Source organism: Raoultibacter massiliensis (genome assembly GCF_900199545.1).
Lineage (GTDB): Bacteria > Actinomycetota > Coriobacteriia > Coriobacteriales > Eggerthellaceae > Raoultibacter > Raoultibacter massiliensis.
Window position 1 is genome coordinate 563,429 of the sequence record NZ_LT962671.1, and the last position, 18,261, is coordinate 581,689.

The 18,261-nt window shown below is 61.2% G+C and carries 13 protein-coding genes; 7 read left to right on the top strand and 6 right to left on the bottom strand.

What is annotated here, in order from left to right; genetic code table 11:
• Positions 1 to 2: 2 nt before the first annotated feature.
• The 5 genes from C1719_RS06535 (at position 3) to thiD (ending at position 4,865) form a co-directional block, all read left to right on the top strand.
• On the top strand, positions 3 to 737 hold the full coding sequence (locus C1719_RS06535) for a thiamine diphosphokinase (protein ID WP_245874398.1): 735 nt from the start codon (positions 3 to 5) through the stop codon (positions 735 to 737).
• Between the two features lie 405 nt (positions 738 to 1,142).
• Positions 1,143 to 2,441, top strand: coding sequence for a phosphomethylpyrimidine synthase ThiC (gene thiC / locus C1719_RS06540; protein ID WP_102375960.1), 1,299 nt, complete (start codon positions 1,143 to 1,145; stop codon positions 2,439 to 2,441).
• 68 nt (positions 2,442 to 2,509) lie between these two features.
• Positions 2,510 to 3,349 carry a hydroxyethylthiazole kinase gene (gene thiM, locus C1719_RS06545; RefSeq protein ID WP_102375961.1) on the top strand — a complete coding sequence of 280 codons (840 nt, stop codon included), beginning with the start codon at positions 2,510 to 2,512 and terminating at the stop codon, positions 3,347 to 3,349.
• A 3-nt stretch (positions 3,350 to 3,352) separates the two neighbouring features.
• Positions 3,353 to 4,000 carry a thiamine phosphate synthase gene (gene thiE, locus C1719_RS06550; protein ID WP_102374373.1) on the top strand — a complete coding sequence of 216 codons (648 nt, stop codon included), beginning with the start codon at positions 3,353 to 3,355 and terminating at the stop codon, positions 3,998 to 4,000.
• Between the two features lie 82 nt (positions 4,001 to 4,082).
• Positions 4,083 to 4,865, top strand: a complete 783-nt coding sequence (gene thiD, locus C1719_RS06555; RefSeq protein WP_102374374.1) for a bifunctional hydroxymethylpyrimidine kinase/phosphomethylpyrimidine kinase — start codon at positions 4,083 to 4,085, stop codon at positions 4,863 to 4,865.
• A 1-nt stretch (position 4,866) separates the two neighbouring features.
• Here thiD and C1719_RS06560 read toward each other — a convergent pair whose 3' ends face one another.
• Both C1719_RS06560 and C1719_RS06565 read right to left on the bottom strand, forming a co-directional pair.
• Complete coding sequence (locus C1719_RS06560) at positions 4,867 to 6,492, bottom strand: amidohydrolase (protein WP_102374375.1); 1,626 nt, start codon at positions 6,490 to 6,492, stop codon at positions 4,867 to 4,869.
• An 84-nt stretch (positions 6,493 to 6,576) separates the two neighbouring features.
• Positions 6,577 to 7,614, bottom strand: a complete 1,038-nt coding sequence (locus tag C1719_RS06565; RefSeq protein ID WP_102374376.1) for an MBL fold metallo-hydrolase — start codon at positions 7,612 to 7,614, stop codon at positions 6,577 to 6,579.
• Between the two features lie 234 nt (positions 7,615 to 7,848).
• Between C1719_RS06565 and C1719_RS06575 the strand changes: the two genes are divergently transcribed.
• Both C1719_RS06575 and C1719_RS06580 read left to right on the top strand, forming a co-directional pair.
• Positions 7,849 to 10,473: a cation-translocating P-type ATPase gene (locus C1719_RS06575; RefSeq protein ID WP_102374378.1), complete on the top strand. Its 2,625-nt coding sequence runs from the start codon at positions 7,849 to 7,851 to the stop codon at positions 10,471 to 10,473.
• Positions 10,474 to 10,482: 9 nt separating this feature from the next.
• Complete coding sequence (locus C1719_RS06580; RefSeq protein WP_102374379.1) at positions 10,483 to 11,550, top strand: alpha/beta hydrolase; 1,068 nt, start codon at positions 10,483 to 10,485, stop codon at positions 11,548 to 11,550.
• Positions 11,551 to 11,689: 139 nt separating this feature from the next.
• Here the strand turns inward: C1719_RS06580 and C1719_RS06585 are convergent, their stop codons facing one another.
• From C1719_RS06585 to C1719_RS06600, 4 genes are all read right to left on the bottom strand, one after another.
• Positions 11,690 to 13,114 (bottom strand): SLC13 family permease, encoded by a 1,425-nt coding sequence (locus tag C1719_RS06585; protein ID WP_146007858.1) that lies wholly within the window; start codon positions 13,112 to 13,114, stop codon positions 11,690 to 11,692.
• A 132-nt stretch (positions 13,115 to 13,246) separates the two neighbouring features.
• Complete coding sequence (locus C1719_RS06590) at positions 13,247 to 14,665, bottom strand: SLC13 family permease (protein WP_102374381.1); 1,419 nt, start codon at positions 14,663 to 14,665, stop codon at positions 13,247 to 13,249.
• A 78-nt stretch (positions 14,666 to 14,743) separates the two neighbouring features.
• The gene (locus tag C1719_RS06595) at positions 14,744 to 15,553 is read right to left on the bottom strand and encodes a 4Fe-4S dicluster domain-containing protein (RefSeq protein ID WP_102374382.1); all 810 of its coding nucleotides are present in this window, start codon (positions 15,551 to 15,553) and stop codon (positions 14,744 to 14,746) included.
• Positions 15,554 to 15,555: 2 nt separating this feature from the next.
• Positions 15,556 to 18,168: a molybdopterin dinucleotide binding domain-containing protein gene (locus C1719_RS06600; RefSeq protein WP_102374383.1), complete on the bottom strand. Its 2,613-nt coding sequence runs from the start codon at positions 18,166 to 18,168 to the stop codon at positions 15,556 to 15,558.
• Between the last annotated feature and the right edge of the window lie 93 nt (positions 18,169 to 18,261).

The following is an 18,261-nucleotide window of genomic DNA, read 5'->3' on the forward strand; positions in this document are numbered from 1 at the left end:
CCGTGGCCGATAGCGCTTTCGGGTCTTGGCAACCAGCCGATCGCGCTCGGGTGGCAGAGGGCGGATCGGCTGACGATCGGTTCGGCGGATCGCGCACCTGCGCGCTCGTCGGCGCCGTCGAATTCAACGCGGATCACTTCGCCGCCCAGAAGTTCGACTGCGTGATTGCGGTCGATGCGGGATACGGGCATCTCGAAAGAATCGGCGTCATGCCCGATCTCGTGGTGGGAGATTTCGATTCGCTCGGGTACGTGCCAGCCCATGCCAACGTAGAGGTGCATCCTTCGCATAAGGATGCGAGCGATATCGAGTTGGCGATGGAGCGTGCTTTCGAGCGCGGCTTCGACACGCTGGTGGTGTACGGCTGCCTTTCGGGCAGGCTTGATCACACCTACGGCGTTTTGCAGCTGCTTGCGAAGTTCGCGCGGCGCGGCTTGCGTGTTTTTGCGGTTGGCGATTCGTTTGCGGTGGCCGCACTTGAGGGCGGCAAGCGCTCCTCGCTTCGTTTCGACGCGGTGGAATCGGGCACGCTTTCGGCGTTCGCGCTGTCCGATGCGGCTATCGGCGTCGATGAGATCGGGCTTGAATACCCGCTCGACAAGGCAACGCTTACCAACGACGAACCGCTTGGCGTGTCGAACGAATTCATCGGGCGCCCGGCGACCGTGTCCGTGGAAAGCGGCACGCTGCTCGTGTTCTTCCCGCTTCATGCGTGGGGGAAGATGAGCGTCGGGTAGCCGCTGCGTGTAATTGAAAAGCGCGATTTTGCCAAATTATCTCGACAGTCCTGCGATTGGGAATATATTTCCTTAGGAGGCGTCCGAAGAGCTCTTCTCTGAACAGGTGTTTTGCAAACAGGTTGTTTTGCTTTTTGGAAGATGGAGTCTGGGGAGCTTTGGTTTTGCAGGACTGTCGAGTTAATTTGTCAAAATCGCGCACATTCGCCAGCGCGGGGCAAACGGCGCGCGCGGAAGGCTATAATCGCTCAGTGGTCGGCGCACTGCGTCGCCCAGCGGTCGGAAGGCCGCCTACATACCAGGGGAGCTTGCAGGTGCGCAACGGCGCAACGGCAGGCTGAGAGGAAGCGCGATCCCGCTTCGACCCTAGAACCTGCTATGGATAATGCCAGCGAAGGGAGTTCGATGACGCAGATCACTGCTGCACGTGACGGAACCGTCACACCTGAAATGAAGATCGTGGCTGAAAAAGAGGGCAAAACCCCCGAAGAGATCCGCGAGGGCGTGGCTTCGGGTCGCATCGCCATACCGGCAAACGTGAACCATGCATCGCTTTCGCCCGAAGGCGTGGGCGGTGGATTGCGCACCAAGGTGAACGTCAATCTCGGAATCTCGGGCGACCTCCACGATGAAGAAGATGAGTTCGCGAAGGTCGCCGTTGCCCTCGAGCTGGGCGCCGAGGGCATCATGGATCTTTCGAATCATGGCAAAACGCGGGAATTCCGCCGCGCGCTCATCGGCATGTCGAGTGCCATGGTGGGTACCGTGCCGATGTACGATGCGATCGGCTACCTTGAAAAGGCGCTCGTCGACATCACGGTCGAGGACTTTCTTGAAGTTATACGGGTGCATGCGCAGGATGGCGTCGATTTCGCAACCATTCATGCGGGTATGAACCGCCGCGTCATCGATTCGTTCAAGGAAACAGGGCGGCTTGCCAATATCGTGAGCCGCGGCGGATCGCTTATCTTCGCGTGGATGGAGGCGACGGGCAACGAAAACCCGTTTTACGAGCACTTCGACGAGGTGCTCGCCATCTGTCGCGAATACGATGTGACTATCAGCATCGGCGATGCCATGAGGCCGGGGAGCACCTACGATGCGAGCGATGCCGCTCAGATAGCCGAGCTCATCGAGATCGGCAAGCTTGCGCGGCGCGCATGGGATGCGGGCGTGCAGGTGATGGTCGAGGGACCCGGGCATATGGCGCTCGACGAGATTGCCGCTAACATGAAGCTCGAGAAGCGCCTGTGCCACGATGCGCCGTTTTACGTGCTCGGTCCGCTTGTCACCGACATCGCACCGGGCTACGACCATATCACGGCCGCTATCGGAGGCGCCGTCGCCGCTGCTTCGGGTGCCGATTTCCTCTGTTACGTCACGCCTGCCGAGCACCTGCGCCTGCCCGACGTGAACGACGTGCGCGAGGGGCTCGTCGCCACCAAGATCGCGGCTCATGCGGCCGATATCGCCAAAGGCATTCCCCGCGCACGTGACATCGACAACAAGATGAGCGATGCGCGGCGCCGCATCGATTGGGAGGAGATGTTTTCCCATGCGATCGATCCGGTCAAGGCTCGACGCTATTTCGAAAGCGCGCCGCCTTCGACGGATGGAACGTGCACGATGTGCGGAAAGATGTGCGCGATGCGCACGGTGAATACGATTATGGACGGGCTGACTATAGATCTCGATGCTCGATGACCAACAGGCGGCGACGGGGACCCATATTGAAAGCGCAAATGGGTCCGGTCGGCGGTAAGGAGACAACCATGGAACAGTTTGCTTTGAAAAACGCGGTGGAAACGGTTCGCGCAAGCGTGCCGCTCGTGCATAACATCACGAACTACGTGACGGTCAATGATTGCGCCAATGCGCTTCTGGCCTGCGGAGGAAGCCCTATCATGAGCGATGAGCCCGAAGATGTGATCGATATCACGAGCATCTGCGGTGCTCTCGCCATCAACATCGGAACCCTGAACAAGCGCACGATCGAGGCGATGTTTTTGGCGGGGGAGCGCGCTGCCGAGCTCGGCCATCCGATCGTGCTCGACCCGGTTGGGGCGGGAGCGTCGAGGCTGCGCACCGCTACGGCGGCCGAGCTTCTCGACAAGCTTCCCATCGCCGTGATCCGTGGGAACATGTCGGAGGCAAAGGCGCTTGCGGGGGGAGCTGCGACCACGCGGGGCGTGGACGTATGCCCCGACGATGCGGTGACTCCCGAAAACCTGGCCGAATCGGCCGCGTTCGCACGCGATTTCGCGAAGAAGACCGGAGCCGTCGTCGCCATCACCGGGGCGATCGACATCGTGACCGACGGGGAAGAGGCCTATGCCGTCTTTAACGGATCGCCTGTGATGGGCAAGATAACCGGCGCGGGGTGCATGCTCTCATGTCTGTGCGCCGCATACGCCGCAGCCAACCCCGGATCGATGCTCGACGCGACGGTCGCCGCCGTTTCGAGCATGGGTTTGGCCGGCGAGCTTGCTGAAAAGCGCATGGGATCACGCGATGGCAACGGCTCTTTTCGCACCTACCTGCTCGATGCGCTGTACCGCATGGATGGCGAAGCGCTCGAAGCAGCGGCTAAAATCGAACGAATCGAGCGGTAGCCCATGTATGCGCGCGATGATATACGCAAGGCCATGCGGCTGTACGCGGTAACCGATACCGCGTGGCTCGACGGGCGCACCCTCGCCGAGTGCGTGGAGTCGGCGCTGCGGGGCGGGGCGACCTTCATTCAGCTGCGCGACAAGCACGCATCGGCCGACGAGCTGATCGCCGTTGCTAAAGAGCTCGGGCCGCTCTGCGCTCGCGCTCGGGTGCCGTTCGTGGTCAACGACGACGTCGGGGCGGCGCTCGCTGCGGATGCGGATGGCGTTCATGTGGGGCAGGACGACATGGCGTGCGCAACCGCGCGCGCCATGCTCGGTTCCGACAAGATCGTCGGCGTCTCGGTGCAAACGCTCGAAGAGGCGCTTGAGGCGCAGGCCGACGGAGCCGATTACCTTGGGGTCGGTGCGATGTTCGGAACGCCGACGAAGCCCGAGGCCGCAGACGTGAGCTTCGAAGAGCTCGCCGCCATATGCGAGGCCGTTGCCATTCCGGTGGTGGCGATCGGCGGTCTCAACGAAACGACGATATCCTCGCTTGCGGGCACCGGGGTCGATGGGGCGGCGGCGGTGTCGGCGATATTCGCCTCGCAAGACATCGAGTCGTCGACGAAGCGCCTTCGCGAGCTCGTTGACGAGGCGCTTGCCTAAGCGCTACGATTTGCCTTGGCGCGACAACGCCGCGCCAAGGCGCGTGCGGAAACACGGATAACGACGACTGAGGGGGTCGAACATGAAAGCAGTCTTGAGCATTGCGGGTTCCGATTCGAGCGGGGGCGCCGGCATTCAGGCCGACATCAAGACCATTGCGGCGCATAAGCTGTACGCCGAGACGGCCATTACGGCATTGACCGCGCAAAACACTACCGGCGTGTACGGCGTGGTCGAGGTCGACCCTGAATTCGTCGCGCAGCAGATAGACGTGGTGTTCGACGACATTCGCCCCGATGCGGTGAAGATAGGCATGGTGTCTTCGGCGGCCATCATCGAAGCCATTGCCGAGCGCCTTGTTGCCAACGAGGCGAAAAACATCGTGCTCGATCCGGTCATGGTTGCAACTTCGGGCGCTCGTCTCATCGACGATGGAGCCGTCGAGGCTTTGGTGGCGAAGCTTCTGCCCCTCGCCGATATCGTCACTCCCAACATTCCCGAGGCCGAAGTGCTTTGCGGTCGCGCCATCGCGTTTGACGAGGATATGGAGTCCGCGGCGAAGGAGCTTGCCGAAAAAACCTCGGGTGCGGTACTCGTCAAGGGGGGGCATGGAACCGAGCGGGCGGATGACGTGCTCGTGACCGAGCACGGGCGGGTGGTCTGGCTGCGCCATAAGCGCATCGAGACCGAAAACACGCATGGCACGGGATGCACGCTCTCATCCGCCATCGCCTGCGGGCTTGCCCAGGATTTCGAGATGCAGGCCGCCGTGTCGAAAGCGAAAAGCTACGTGACGGGGGCGCTGCAGTACGGCCTTGCTCTCGGGCGCGGCAACGGCCCCTTGAACCACATGTGGGATTACTGATTCATTCCCCGTAGAGCAGCGTTCCGCCCACGTAGGTGGCAATGACCTTCGTTTGCTGGATTTCGTCTTCGGCGATGGCGAGCAGGTTTCGGTCGAGCACGGCGATGTCGGCGAATTTGCCCGCTTCGAGCGTGCCGAGCTCGTTTGCCCTTCCGGCGGCTTGGGCGCTGCCGAGCGTGTAGGCACGCAGCGCGTCTGCCATGGAAATGCGTTCTTGCGCAAGCCAGCCGCCTTGCGGCTCGTGAGTGCGCGGATCCCGTCGCGTGACGGCAGCGTACAGCACGTCCATCGAATTCACGTCGACGACGGGCGAATCGGTGCCGAAGGCCATCTTCACGCCCTTTTCGAGGAATGTCGAGAACGGCCACATCCAGCGGATCCGATCGGGACCCAGATCGCGTTCGGGGCCGCCGGGATCGAGCGTGATGTGCGGCGGCTGTACGGCGGCGAGTACGTCGAGCTCGCCGAGGCGCGCAATATCTTCGGGCTGGAAGTTTTCGAGGTGCTCCAAGCAATTTTGACCGTGCTCGAGCGGTCCGAACAGGAGGCGCGCCTCTTCGAAGATATCGAGGGCGCCGTGTATGGCCGCATCGCCGATCGTATGGATGCGCACGGCGTGCCCCGCTTTCGCGGCTCCGAGCACGAGCTTGCGCATGGTTTCAGGTTCGACGGTGGGTCGCCCCCGATCGCCGTCGAAGCGGGCGTTGGCGTAGGGTTGGGCGAGATAGGCCGTGTGCTGGCTCGAGACGCCGTCGAAAAACTGCTTGAAACCCGGTGCCCTCAGGCGGTTTCCCGTGAAGCGCTTCTGCATGGATTCGAGGCGGGCCATATCGTCGGTCAGCGTGGGGAACATGTGCACGCGCACGGCGAGGCGCCCCTGGGCATCGAGAGCCGCGTAGATGTCGTCGCGAACGAAATCGAGTCCCGGACTTGCCATGAGCGACATGTCGCAGACCGAGGTGATGCCGTTCGCAAGCAGTTTTTCCATGAACCCGCAGTAGGCCGTCTGCATCTCCTCATCGGAAAACGACGCCGTGATGCGCGGCATCAGTTCCATGGCGGCGGCTTCGCGGATGATGCCCGTGAGCCTGCCTTCGCCGTCGCGGTCGTAGCTGCCGCCCGCAGGAGGTTCGCTTTCTTCGGTGATGCCAAGCGCATCGAGCGCGGCCGTATTGACCCAAAGCGTATGGGCATCGCCCGAATACAGCGCAACGGGCCGCGCGGGATAAGCGTCGTCGAGCGATTCCCTGCTGGGCATGACGGGGGGATTCCAGCGGTACTCGCGCCATCCTTGGGCGAGCAGCCATGATCCCTCGGGCCTTGAAGCGGCAAGCGGCGCCAAGTGCGCCACGTAGTCGGCTTCGCTCGTGCCGAGGTAGTTCGACGCCAAAGGGGAACTGTAGAGCGCCGAATGGAAGAAGTGCAGGTGGGAATCGTGGAACCCGGGTACCACCAACGCATCTTCGTAATCGCGCACCTCCGTGTCCGGCCCGCGCCATGTGAAAGCGCCGCCTTTCGGGCCCGCATAGGCTATGCGGTCGCCTGCTATGGCCACCGCCCCCGGTTCGGCACCGGCACCCGCGCCGGTGAACAGCGATTCGGTTTCGATGATGGTATCTGCGAACATCGGCGGTTCCTTTGCGGTTCGTGGGTGGGGCTTGCGGCCGGCGCGCCGGCCGGCTAAGTATGGGCCCGAAGCTCGGCTGCTGCCCTACGACGGAAGTTCGAATCGGTATTCGTCTCCGCAGATGGTCTGTTTGATTTTCCCATCGCATACGAGGTATACCAGATGCGCCATCGTCTCGGCCATCGAGAAATACTTCTGGTCGAGCGGCCATCGGCACCAATCGGGGTATTTCCAGCGAGCGTTTTGCGAGATGGAGATGATGTCGTGGTGCCCCTGTGCGACCAGCTCGTAGATTTCTTCCAACCGCTTCTCGTGATGGTCTTTCAAATGCATGACGCGGTTCGTGAGGCCGGTGAACGGATCTCCATGGGCGGGCAGCACGAGGTCGACGTCGTAGCGGTTCATCTTGCCGAGGCTTTCCATGAACTCTTCGAGTGCGTTGTGCGTGGCAAACCACGACGAGATGGCGGGCGTGATGCGTTCGAGCACGTGATCGCCGATGATCATGGTCTTTGTCGTCGGTTCGTACAGGCATATGTGCCAGTTGTCGTGTCCGGGTGTTTCGATGACTTCGAACTCGTAGGCGCCCGCGGATACGGTATCGCCCTCCTCGATGTAGGTGACGGAGGGGCGGTGCTTCAGGGGCAACAGCTCAGCATGCAGTTTCAGCCGGGGCACGCCCTTTTCGAACGAAAGCCCCTCGTCTTGGGGGCGCGCCGCTTGGCGAACGAGCGGCTGGAATACTTTGGCTTCCATGACTTGGAGGTTTTCGACCTCTTGAAAGGAGTGGAGGTTTGCGCAAATGCGCATGCCGTTCCGATAGATGCGATCGAGGTTGCCGGTGTGATCGGGGTGCGAGTGCGTGAGTACGATCTGCACCGTATCCCAGGTGCGGCCGAGGGCATCGAGTGCGGCGTTGAGCGCCGCTTCGCAGGCGGGGTGGTCGAAGCCCACATCGACGATGGTCGTCGATTCGTCATCGACGATGAAATACGAATTGAGTTCCCTGAGGGGATTATCGGGGAGGGGAACCCTTACGCGGTATACGCGGGGGATGACTTCGGTGATGAAGCCGTCGTAATCGAAATCGTATTGCGGCATGTCGGCCGATGCTGTTGCCATGGTTACCTCGTTGCCTCGCAGGTGCTTGTGCCCATTGTACCTCGGCACGGTGTCGGCAAGCGCTCGGTCCGAAAACGTTCCGGTGACCGTTTTCGCGCTTTACGCGTGCGGGCGATACGCTTCGATGAAGGAAAAAGGCAAGCATGCGGAAGCGCGCCGCATCGCCGAACTCGGAAACGGCGCCGTTTCCAGATGAAAAGCTCGGCAGGCAGGCCGCAACGATAGGAGCATCCGATGGGAGTACAGCCGTTTCGCTTGACGGCGGAGGAAGCACTGCAAAGACAGGGATCGAATCTGGATGGACTCTCTTTTGAGGAGGCATCCGCACGGCTTGCCCGCTTCGGCGAAAATCAGCTTGTCGATGCGGGGAAGAAAAGCGTGCTGTCGGTGTTCTTCGAGCAGTTCAAAGACCTGCTCGTCATAGTGCTCATCGCAGCGGCGGGCATATCCCTCGCGTCCGGTCACGTCGAAAGCACGATCGTCATTTTTGCCGTTATTCTGTTGAACGCCGTGCTCGGCACCCTGCAAACGGTGAAAGCCGAGCAATCGCTTGCAAGTCTGAAAGACATGAGCGCTCCGGTAGCACGCGTCATGCGCGGAGGCGAGCGTGTCGAGATTTTGGCATCCGAGGTCGTGCCCGGCGATCTTCTCGTGCTCGAAGCGGGCGATCTGATCGCAGCCGACGGGCGCATCGTCGAGAGCTTCTCGCTCAAGGTCAACGAGAGCGCGCTGACGGGGGAAAGCTCTGCCGTCGAGAAGAACTCGCTTCCCATCGAGGGCGACAACGTGGCGATCGGGGATCGGGAGAACATGGTGTTTTCTGGATCGCTTGTGATCTACGGGCGCGCATACGCCGTGGTCACGGCGACGGGCATGGCTACCGAAATCGGTAGAATCGCTTCGCTCATGAACGAAACGAAAGAGCGTAAGACCCCGCTGCAGGAAAGCCTCGACGCCTTTTCGGCCAAGCTTGCCATCGGGGTTGCGATCGTCTGCGTCGTCGTGTTCCTGCTTTCGGTGTTTCGCAGCGGCATGGGGATTGTCGATTCGCTCATGTTCGCCGTAGCCCTCGCGGTCGCCGCCATTCCCGAGGCGCTCGGCTCCATCGTGACGATCGTTCTCGCCATCGGAACGCAGAAGATGGCCAAACAGCATGCGATCATCAAGGACCTCAAGGCAGTGGAATCGCTGGGGAGCGTTTCGGTGATCTGCTCCGATAAGACGGGAACGTTGACGCAGAACCGAATGACCGTGCAGATGATCTACGTCGACGGGCGCTTGGTGCCGTTTGAAGAGATCGATCTCGCAGACGAGCCCGAGCGCCAGCTTGTTGAAATAGGGCTGCTGGCAAGCGATGCGACGACCGATGAAAAGACGGGTGCGGCGCTCGGCGATCCGACCGAGGTCGCCCTCGTGCAGATCGGCGACAGCCTCGCTATCGACGAGATGGCCTACCGCGCCGAACACCCCCGGTTGCGCGAGCTGGCTTTCGATTCCGATCGCAAGCTCATGAGTACGCTTCACGAGCTGCGCGGCGAGCCTTTGCTGCTTACCAAAGGGGCGCTCGACGTGCTGCTCGGTCGCTCGAGCGCCATTCTTACGGCGCGCGGCGCCAAGCCCATCACCGAGGCCGACAAGGCGGAGGTTCTGCGCGTGAACGATCGGCTTTCCCAAGATGGGCTTCGGGTGCTCGCGTTCGCCATGCGCCCCCTCGATGCCGTTCGCGATCTTTCGGTCGAGGATGAGGATGGTTACGTGTTCGTGGGTCTTGCGGCCATGATGGATCCGCCTCGCCCCGAGGCGGTGGTTGCGGTAGCCGATGCGAGGGGGGCGGGCATCCGCACGGTCATGATTACGGGCGACCATAAGGTGACCGCTTCGGCGATCGCCCGCGAGCTCGGCATCATGGACGAGGGCGAGATCGCGGTCGACGGCGTCGAGCTCGATGCGATGAGCGAAGCGGATCTCGACGAGGTGCTTCCCTTCGTAGCGGTGTACGCGCGCGTTTCTCCCGAACATAAGATTCGCATCGTGTCGGCTTGGCAGCGTCGCGGCAACATCGTGGCCATGACGGGGGACGGCGTAAACGATGCCCCTGCCCTCAAGAAAGCCGACATCGGCGTGGCCATGGGCATCACGGGAACCGAGGTGAGCAAGGATGCGGCATCGATGATTCTCACCGATGACAACTTCGCCACCATCGTGCGGGCCGTTGCCAACGGCCGGGCGGTGTACGCCAATATCAAAAACACCGTGCATTTTCTGCTTTCGGGCAACATGGCAGGAATCATCTGCGTGCTGTTCGCATCCATCGCCGCGCTTCCGGCGCCGTTTGCCCCCGTGCACCTGCTGTTCATCAACCTCCTGACTGACAGCCTTCCCGCCATATCCATCGGCATGGAGCCCGCAAACGACGATCTGCTCGACCAGAAACCGCGCGATCCGAAAGCGCCCATTCTCGATCGCACGCTGCTCGGGCAGATCGGATCGGAAGGCTTGCTCATCGCCGCAGCCACCATCGCCGCGTTTTTCATCGGACTTAACGGGTCGGGCGAAGCGGTTGCCATGACGATGGCGTTCGCTACGCTTTCGCTCGCACGTCTGTTCCACGGGTTCAACTGCCGCGGCGATGCGACCATCATGCACCTTGGCCTTCTGAGCAACCCCTACACGCTCATGGCGTTCGGTGCGGGCGTCTTGTTGCTTGCGGCGGTGCTGTTTGTTCCGTTTCTCCATCCCCTCATCCAGGTTGCGGATGTTACGATGGGACAAGTCGGCGCAATCGTCGCCTTGGCGTTCGCGCCGACGTTCTTTATCCAGCTGTACCGCGCTTGCAGAAAGGCGTTCGTCGGCAGATAGGAGGCCGTGATGGGCATGAAGAGAACGGCGGGAATCGTTGCGGCATGCGGCGCTGCGCTTGCAGCGCTCTACGGTGCATCGGTGGTTGCCATCGGCAACGCATGCATAGACTATGCGCTCGTACCGGGCAAGGATGGCAAGACCGGTCGCATGCGCCGACGCGATCGGATCGGGGGAGATCTGGCGAACGGATCGGTCGCCTCCGACGTGCGCGATGCCGTCGAGCAGAATCGGCGCATGCTTTTTGCAAAACGGGATGCGTGGCTTGAGCGCACGGATGTCGAGCAGGTACGCATTCGCGCTTCGACGGGCGTTGCGAAAGGGGGCATATGCGGTGCGGCGCGTGCGCACGAAAGCGATGCGTTCGATCTTTCGGGGTTCATCTACCCGGCATCGGATCCGAGCGATCGGTGGGTTCTGCTCGTGCACGGCTACACCAACTCCCACCACGACGTCGAGTACCTGGGTGCGCGCTACGCTGCGCATGGGTACAACGTGCTTGCTCCCGACCTGCGCGCCCACGGGCAAAGCGGCGGCGATCTTATCGGCATGGGGTGGACGGACCGCTGCGATCTTCTGCTGTGGATCGACTATCTGATCGGACGCTTCGGCGCAGACGTCTCGATCGTTCTGCACGGCGTTTCGATGGGGGCGGCAGCGGCATGCATGGCATCGGGCGAAATTATCCCCGCTCAAGTGAAGGCTGTCGTTTCCGATTGCGCCTTCACCGATTTGCAGTCGATGCTCGCCGGCCAGGTGAAGAAGCTCTTCGGGCTGCCGCGCCATCCCGTCGTCGATGATGCGCGCATCATGCTCAAAGCGCGCGGAGGCTACGACATCAAGCACGCATCGGCTCTCGAGCAGGTGAAGAAGAGCATAACGCCCACGCTGTTCATCCATGGATCGAGCGACGGGTTCATTCCCGCATCCATGGCCCGCGAGCTGTTCGAAGCGTGCAGGGCGCCCGAAAAGCGGCTGCTCGTCGTTGCGGGGGCTGGACACGCTCTTTCGGCGCAAACCGACCCGAGCCTTTACTTCGACACGGTGTTCGACTTTCTCGAGAAAAAGGCGGGCTAGGCGCAATGCCGCGATAATGGACGGTGCGGGCGCCTGCGACGAACATCTCGCGGGGTGCGAAGGGTTGCGCCGCGTGCAGACGGCGAGCCCGACGAAGCATCCGCCGGGCTCGCATCGGGTCTATCTGCGCATCGATTCCCTACGCGAATCCGAACAGCATGCACAGGGCCGGCAGAAGCGTGGATGTCAGAACCACGAGCAGCACGGTGGGAATCCAGCCGACCTTCACCATGTCGGACATCTTGTAATATCCGGTCGAATAGGTGAGTATGGGCACGCAGTCGAGCGGCAGGATGTAAGCGAGCGAAGCCTGCCAGGCCACCACCATCAGCATGCAGTACATGCTGATGCCGAAGTCGCCCGCGATAACGCCGAACGGATAGGCGAGGATGCCCGCTACAGCTGGGCCCACGGGAACGATGTTGTGCACGATGGCGCCGATCGTCGAAAGCACGATGAGCACCACGACGGGAACCTTCCAGCTTTCGGGCAGTGCGGCCACGACGGCGGCAACCATCCAGTCACCCGCTCCGGTGGCAACCACGAAATGCGCGACCGACAAGATGCACATGATCATGAGCAGCACACCCCAGTTCATGCGTGATACAAGCCCCTTGAATTCCAAAGTCGAACACCCTGGAACGGAAAGCAAGACGATGGCGAAGATGGCGATCATGGCGGTGTTCAGGAAGCTGAACCACGAGCTCAGAATCCAAAAAACCATTGCTAGCGCGATGATGACGATCGTCATCACTTCGGGACGGCTGATCCTGCCCATGTCGGAGACCTCCGCCATCGTGGCGTCGATAGACGCCTGCGTGATGGGTTCGGGCTTGAAGAACCGCGTGATGATGAACCACGACGAGAACAGCATGATGACGCAGAATGGAAACCCCAGCATCGACCACTCGATGAAGTTCATGTTCACGCCGAACAGCGACGAGAACAACCCTACGGTGATCACGTTGCAGCCGTTGCCGGTCATGACTGCGCAGCCTCCCGCATACGATGCCCAGGGAATGGCGATCATCATGGCTTTGCCCATGGGGGATTTCAGCTTTTCGGCTTCGTTGAGCTCGAGCAGCCGCTTGCCAACCGAGATGAACACGCCGCAGGCGGCAACATCCGACATGAAAAACGAGAGGAAGGCTGTGGCGCACATGAAGCCGAGTAGCATCTTGTTGGTGTCGGTGCCCGACCATCTGAGTACGAACGCCGCTATGCGGGTGGGGATGGTGGTGGCATCGAGCGCGACCGTGAACGCGAAGGTGCCCATGAGGAAGAACACCGTGGAGCCCATGGCGTTGGCGTACGCTTCATCGAAGGTGCACACGCCCATGATCGGCATCATCACCAAAATGAGCAGCGCGGTTGCGGGTAGCGGCAGCGATTCGGTGACCCACAGGAGAATGCCCGCCCCTAGAATGCCCAGCACCATGCGGCCCTCGTAGGTGAGGCCGGCCGTCGGCGGGGCGAGCGCCGTTGCGGCTATGATGGCGACGGCCAAGAGAATGCACGCCACGTTGCGCGGGCGCAGCGAAGCGCGCATGAGAACTTCAGACACGATGTACCCCCAAATCGTAAATGGAGCCCTGTGCAGCCGCACGAAAATGCAATCAGGGTTTTCCCTCTTCGGTTCGGCTGCTCCCGGGCCCTGCGCATCCGCAGGGCCCGGAAAGGGCGTGCAAACAGAGTTTTACATGGCTCCTACCATTGGAGGAACGACGAGCAGGAACACGCTGAAGAACACCATCGTTGCGATGGTGACGGGCAGGCCGCCCTTCCACATCTCGTTGAACTTGTAGTACCCGCCCGCGTAGGATACGAGCAGCACCGAGTCGAGGGGGACGAGGAAGCACAGAGCGCACCAGAGGGCCAGCATCAGGATGGTCGCGGTGAAGTTTCCACCGACGGCGGCCACGAGGCCCAGGACAGGGGCCGTTACGAGGGCTGCAAGGCCAGGGCCCGAGGGGAAGAAGTTGTGCACGATGGCCAACACGACGCTGATGACCATGAACAGCATGACGAAGCTCATGCCCGAGGTGACGCCGAGGAGCATGTTGACGATCCATGCGACGGAGCCTGCGGCGGACATGGCGGCGACGATGCCGTTGATCGACGCCATCATCAGCAGAATGTCCCAAGGGCTTTCAGAGCGGTACTGCTTCGTGGTGATCATCGAGGTGCCGGGCAAGAACAGCAGGCCGAGCGCGATGAGAGCGACGAACGTGGTGTTCAGCACGGGAATCCAGGAGCTTGCAATCCAGCATACCAACGCAACCAGCAAAACGCCGATGTTGAACTTCTCTTTGAAATCCATCGGCGGCAGAGCCGAAACCTCTCCCAGGAACTTGTCGACGGTCTCCTGGCTCAAGGGCTCGGGTTTGTATACCTTGATGAGGATTATCCAACAGGCTACGAGGCTCAGTGCAACCGGGATGATGGTGTAGCCGAACCATTCGGCAAACGTGATGGTGACGCCGCAGGCGCTTTCGGCCAATCCGAGGACGACGACGTTGATGGGCGTGCCGGAGGGCAGAAGGCATCCGCCGAACATGACGGCGAAGGGAATCGCAAGCGCAAGGCAACGGCCCATGTTGGATTCGCCCGGCCTCGCGCCGGCTGCGCGCAGAAGCGAAGCGGCGAAGCCCATCATGATAGCTGTCAGAGCGATGTTCGACATGACCATCGAAATGATGGCGGAGATGACCATGAAGCCCAGAATGACCAGATTGATGTTGCCTTTCACCATTCGGACGACCATGGCTATCAGACGTTGGGGAAACGTCGATACCCCGAGAAACGTCGTGAATCCGAAGATGCCGACGAACATCCAAAGAGAGCTCGTGAACGTTGCGGCCCAGATATCGTTGTAGGCCGCTATCCCCAGAAACCCGCACAGAGCCACCATCACGAGCGATGTGATGGGCAGCGGCAGCGCTTCGGTCGCCCACATGACAACCGCCGCCAGCAAGACCATGATGGCGGTCTGCCCCGCGCGGCTCAGCTCGGGCGACCACAGCGGGCCGAACTGGCCCACTAAGATTAAAACGATGGCAACGGCGATCCAGATCCATTTGAAGAGAACCTTGTTGCTCTTGGCTGCTTCAGCCATTGTTACCCCTTCCTGTTTTGCTTGTCTTTGAACCCCGCGGCGCGGTTGTGCGCGCCGCGGGGGAGCCCCTGCGAGCGCTTATGCAACGGCGCTCAGGAAGATGTCGCCCAAAACGACATCCTTGTCGGTTGCATCGGCCGAGAGCGCGATGTCTTCGTAGCCATCGACGGAGGCGGTTACGGTGTATGCCTGCTCGTCCAGCTCCTTGAAGCGGAACTCGCCGAACTCGTCGGTGGCGATACGTGCGACCTCGGTGCCTTCGGCATCGAGAAGCTTTACGGTTGCGCCGATCACAACCTCGTTTATCGAGCGGTCAACCAGCACGCCGTAGATCCAGCGCTTGGGGACGTTCATGTAATGCACATGGGGATGGAGTTCGCTTGCGGCGGGCATGGGCACCGCCTCGGCGGGCACGTCTTCCTCGTCGATGTAGGTCAGGGCGCCCGTTGCGCATACGTCGACGCAGCGGGGGACCTCCCACCCGTCGTCGATCAGGTGCGCGCAACCCGTGCATTTCTGGGGAATGTCGAGTGCGTCGTTGTAGTAGACGGCGCCGGCGGGGCATGCTTCTGCGATGGCCTTCTGACCCTTTGCTTTCACCGGGTCTATGATGATCAAGCCGTCTTCGCGACGGTATACGGCTCCGTCGGTTGCGGCCTCCATACAGGCCGCGTTTTCGCAGTGCCCGCACATAACGGGCGTGTACTGCACCTTCACCTCGGGGAGCTTGCCGCGGGTGACCTGCTCGACCTTGCACCAGAACTGGCCCGTCGTGGGCTGTTCGGCGGCGATGGGACTCCAGTCGTTGCCGCAGTGTTCGTCTTTGCAAGCCATCTGGCAACCGTAGCAGCCGTTGCACAGGCTGGCGTCAAACAGAATAGTTTTCATTCTTAAGCCTCCTGCAAATAGTCGTAGACGTTGGTGCCCGTCTCGATGGTGTAGTGCTCGGCCTCGAAGGCTGCGGGGTACTGTTCCATCAGAGCGTTGATGTCGCACTTGCGCACGCCCACCAAGAAGCCGCCCGTAACTTCTCCGGCTGCGTTCTTGGACGAGGTGGCGCTCGGTGCGATCAGGTTGTTCGCACCGCCGCGGTCGATGCCGCCCACGCCGGTTACGATCGGATCGGTCTCGGCGCCATGATCCTGCAGAACGGCGCCGGGGATTACGCGTTCGGTGATGTAGGCTCCGCCCAGAACCGTGCCGCGTTCGTTGAACACCTCGACGATATCGCCGTTTTCAATGCCGAGCTCGGCCGCGTCGGTCGGGTGGATCCATACCGGTTCGTACGCGTAGCCGTCAACGCCGACGACTTTGCACGTTTCGATCTCGCGCGTCCACGGGCAGTCGTCGAAGTTGGCATGGATGCGCCAGCGCGGGTGGTTGGAAACCAGCAGGAAGGGATAGTCCTTGGCGCGGTCGCAGCTGATGCGCTCATGATGGGTTTCGGACTCCTCGATCCATTTGGCAACCGGCTGGCGCTCCATGTCGTCGGGGAAGAAGTTGGCGAGTCCCGTCGAATAGAATTCGATCTTGCCCGTGGGGGTTTCCATGGGGTTTGATTGCGGATCTTCGTAGAATTCGATCATGCCGGCGGGTTCCTGGTCCCAGCCCTCTCGGGTGGGAAGCATCTGGTAGCCCTGCTTTTTGATGAGTTCGAGATCCTGCTCCTCTTCGGGCAGGCCCGATCCCTGGTATCCGACCTCCTGCCACTCCTCGACGGTCATATCGCCCGAAAGGTGGCTTGCGCAATCCTCGTAGATGCCGCCGTAGGTTTGCAGTTTTTTGGCAACCTCGAGTACAGCTTCGTAATCGGAAAGCGATTCGTGCTGGCGGTCGCAGGCGTGCTGTTCCCAGATGATGGAATTGAACTGGCCCGAATACGTATCGACGCCGAAGTCGTCCAACTCGAGGGTAGTCGAGATGGGCAGGATCAAATCGGCGAACAGGGTGTCGTTTTCCATCCACGGATGCTCGACCAGGAAAAACTCGAGGTTGGGGTTCAGGAGGGCATCCTGGAATTCGTTGCCGCCGTTCCAGCAGGTCGACCAGCAGGGCGAATCGGACCAGATCATCTTGATGCCGTGATCGCCGTCCTGCGGGAATTGGAATTTCTTGAACTGGTCGGTGCGGTGGTGGCGGCTTGTGGTGTGGCCGTACCATTCCACCTTTTCGCCCGGCTTGACGGTGATGCATTGGGGCACGAGCGTCTTGGGGATGAACGAGGCGGGAAGCTCGCCGAGCACCGATCCGTGGTAGCAGGCGCGAACCTCGGGCAGGAAGTATCCGGGGGGCAGGGGGTTGAAGGAATCCATGCCGATGAGCGCCCATTCGATGAACTTGACCTGGTTGCGACCCGGCTTGCCGACAGCCTGCATGGCAAGCAGATACACTTCGAGGCGGGCGGGTTCGTGGGAGTAGCAGGAGCGGATGTAGGATCCGCCGTTGCAGTGGCCGATGGATACGTTGTGCGAAGCCCAGTAGCGTGCGAGCGCCTTGATGCGGTAGGCGGGCACGTGACATTTCTCTTCGGCCCATTCAGGGGTCTTCGGGATGCCGTCCTCGTTGCCAAGCACGTAGTATTCGAACCAGTCGAAGCCTTCGGTGTGGGTTTCCACGTATTCCTTCTCGTAGGTTCCCTCGGTCATCCACACGTATGCGATGGCGAGCTGCAGCGCGGCATCGGTGTTGGGCAGCACGGGAATCCACATGTCGGAGTGAACGGCATTCGCGTAGTTCACGTCGGGGGCGATGTGGATCTGCTTCACGCCGATTTCGGTGAACCAGAAGCACAGGCGGCTTGCTTGCTGCCCCGACCATCCCCACGGCGTGGTTTCGGGGTCGCAGCCCCAGAACAGCACGGCGTCGGAATTCTCGGAGATATCCTTGAACAGGTTGTGCTGATGGGTGTTCTGCCCCAAAGGCTCGTTGCCCCAGGCGTGCTTGGCACCCCAGTACCAGCCTTCCCAGCTATCGGGCTGGCGGGCCTGCATTGTCAGGCCGCCGGTCATGTCGAGCAGGTTCGCCATGGTTCCGTGGGGGCCGTGGATGGAGCCGGTCTCGCCGTGGCCGTCGCCCTGGCAGAAGATGGAGTTGCGGCCGTAGGTCTCGTCGATGCGCACGATTTCCGCGGCGATGATGTCGGTTGCCTCATCCCAGCTGATGCGCTCGAATTTCGATTTGCCGCGGTTTTGGGGGTTGCGTTCTCCGTTCGGGTCCCAATCGACGCGCTTGAGCGGGAAGGGGATGCGGTTCGGGGAGTACGTCCGGGTTTTGTAAATGAAGGTGAACGGGGAGTTCAGCGTCTTCATGCCGGGTTCGAAGGTGTGGCCCTTCGCGTTGATGGTCCAGTAATTGAGATCCTCTTTGGTGTAATGCTCGTCGTAATGCACGGGGCGCATACGAACGATCTTTCCGTCCTTGGAGTCGACAGCGGTGAGATTGGCGCCGTTGCCGAAAGAACATAGCGACATGTTCTTGTAGATTGTCTTGTCAGACGTCTTCATGCTCCTCCTACTTTCTTCGTCTTCTGCTCTTTTTGTCCCAAGCGATCGGATGGCGCGGTTGGCCGTTCGATGCGCCGTCCTGCTTGGATGAGC

What these genes read in the sequence shown, in the direction of transcription:
- thiC (WP_102375960.1), top strand. Translation starts at nt 1,143, where the DNA reads ATGACGCAGATCACTGCTGCACGTGACGGAACCGTCACACCTGAAATG.
- thiM (WP_102375961.1), top strand. Translation starts at nt 2,510, where the DNA reads ATGGAACAGTTTGCTTTGAAAAACGCGGTGGAAACGGTTCGCGCAAGC.
- thiE (WP_102374373.1), top strand. Translation starts at nt 3,353, where the DNA reads ATGTATGCGCGCGATGATATACGCAAGGCCATGCGGCTGTACGCGGTA.
- thiD (WP_102374374.1), top strand. Translation starts at nt 4,083, where the DNA reads ATGAAAGCAGTCTTGAGCATTGCGGGTTCCGATTCGAGCGGGGGCGCC.
- C1719_RS06560 (WP_102374375.1), bottom strand. Translation starts at nt 6,492, where the DNA reads ATGTTCGCAGATACCATCATCGAAACCGAATCGCTGTTCACCGGCGCG.
- C1719_RS06565 (WP_102374376.1), bottom strand. Translation starts at nt 7,614, where the DNA reads ATGGCAACAGCATCGGCCGACATGCCGCAATACGATTTCGATTACGAC.
- C1719_RS06575 (WP_102374378.1), top strand. Translation starts at nt 7,849, where the DNA reads ATGGGAGTACAGCCGTTTCGCTTGACGGCGGAGGAAGCACTGCAAAGA.
- C1719_RS06580 (WP_102374379.1), top strand. Translation starts at nt 10,483, where the DNA reads ATGGGCATGAAGAGAACGGCGGGAATCGTTGCGGCATGCGGCGCTGCG.
- C1719_RS06590 (WP_102374381.1), bottom strand. Translation starts at nt 14,665, where the DNA reads ATGGCTGAAGCAGCCAAGAGCAACAAGGTTCTCTTCAAATGGATCTGG.
- C1719_RS06595 (WP_102374382.1), bottom strand. Translation starts at nt 15,553, where the DNA reads ATGAAAACTATTCTGTTTGACGCCAGCCTGTGCAACGGCTGCTACGGT.
- C1719_RS06600 (WP_102374383.1), bottom strand. Translation starts at nt 18,168, where the DNA reads ATGAAGACGTCTGACAAGACAATCTACAAGAACATGTCGCTATGTTCT.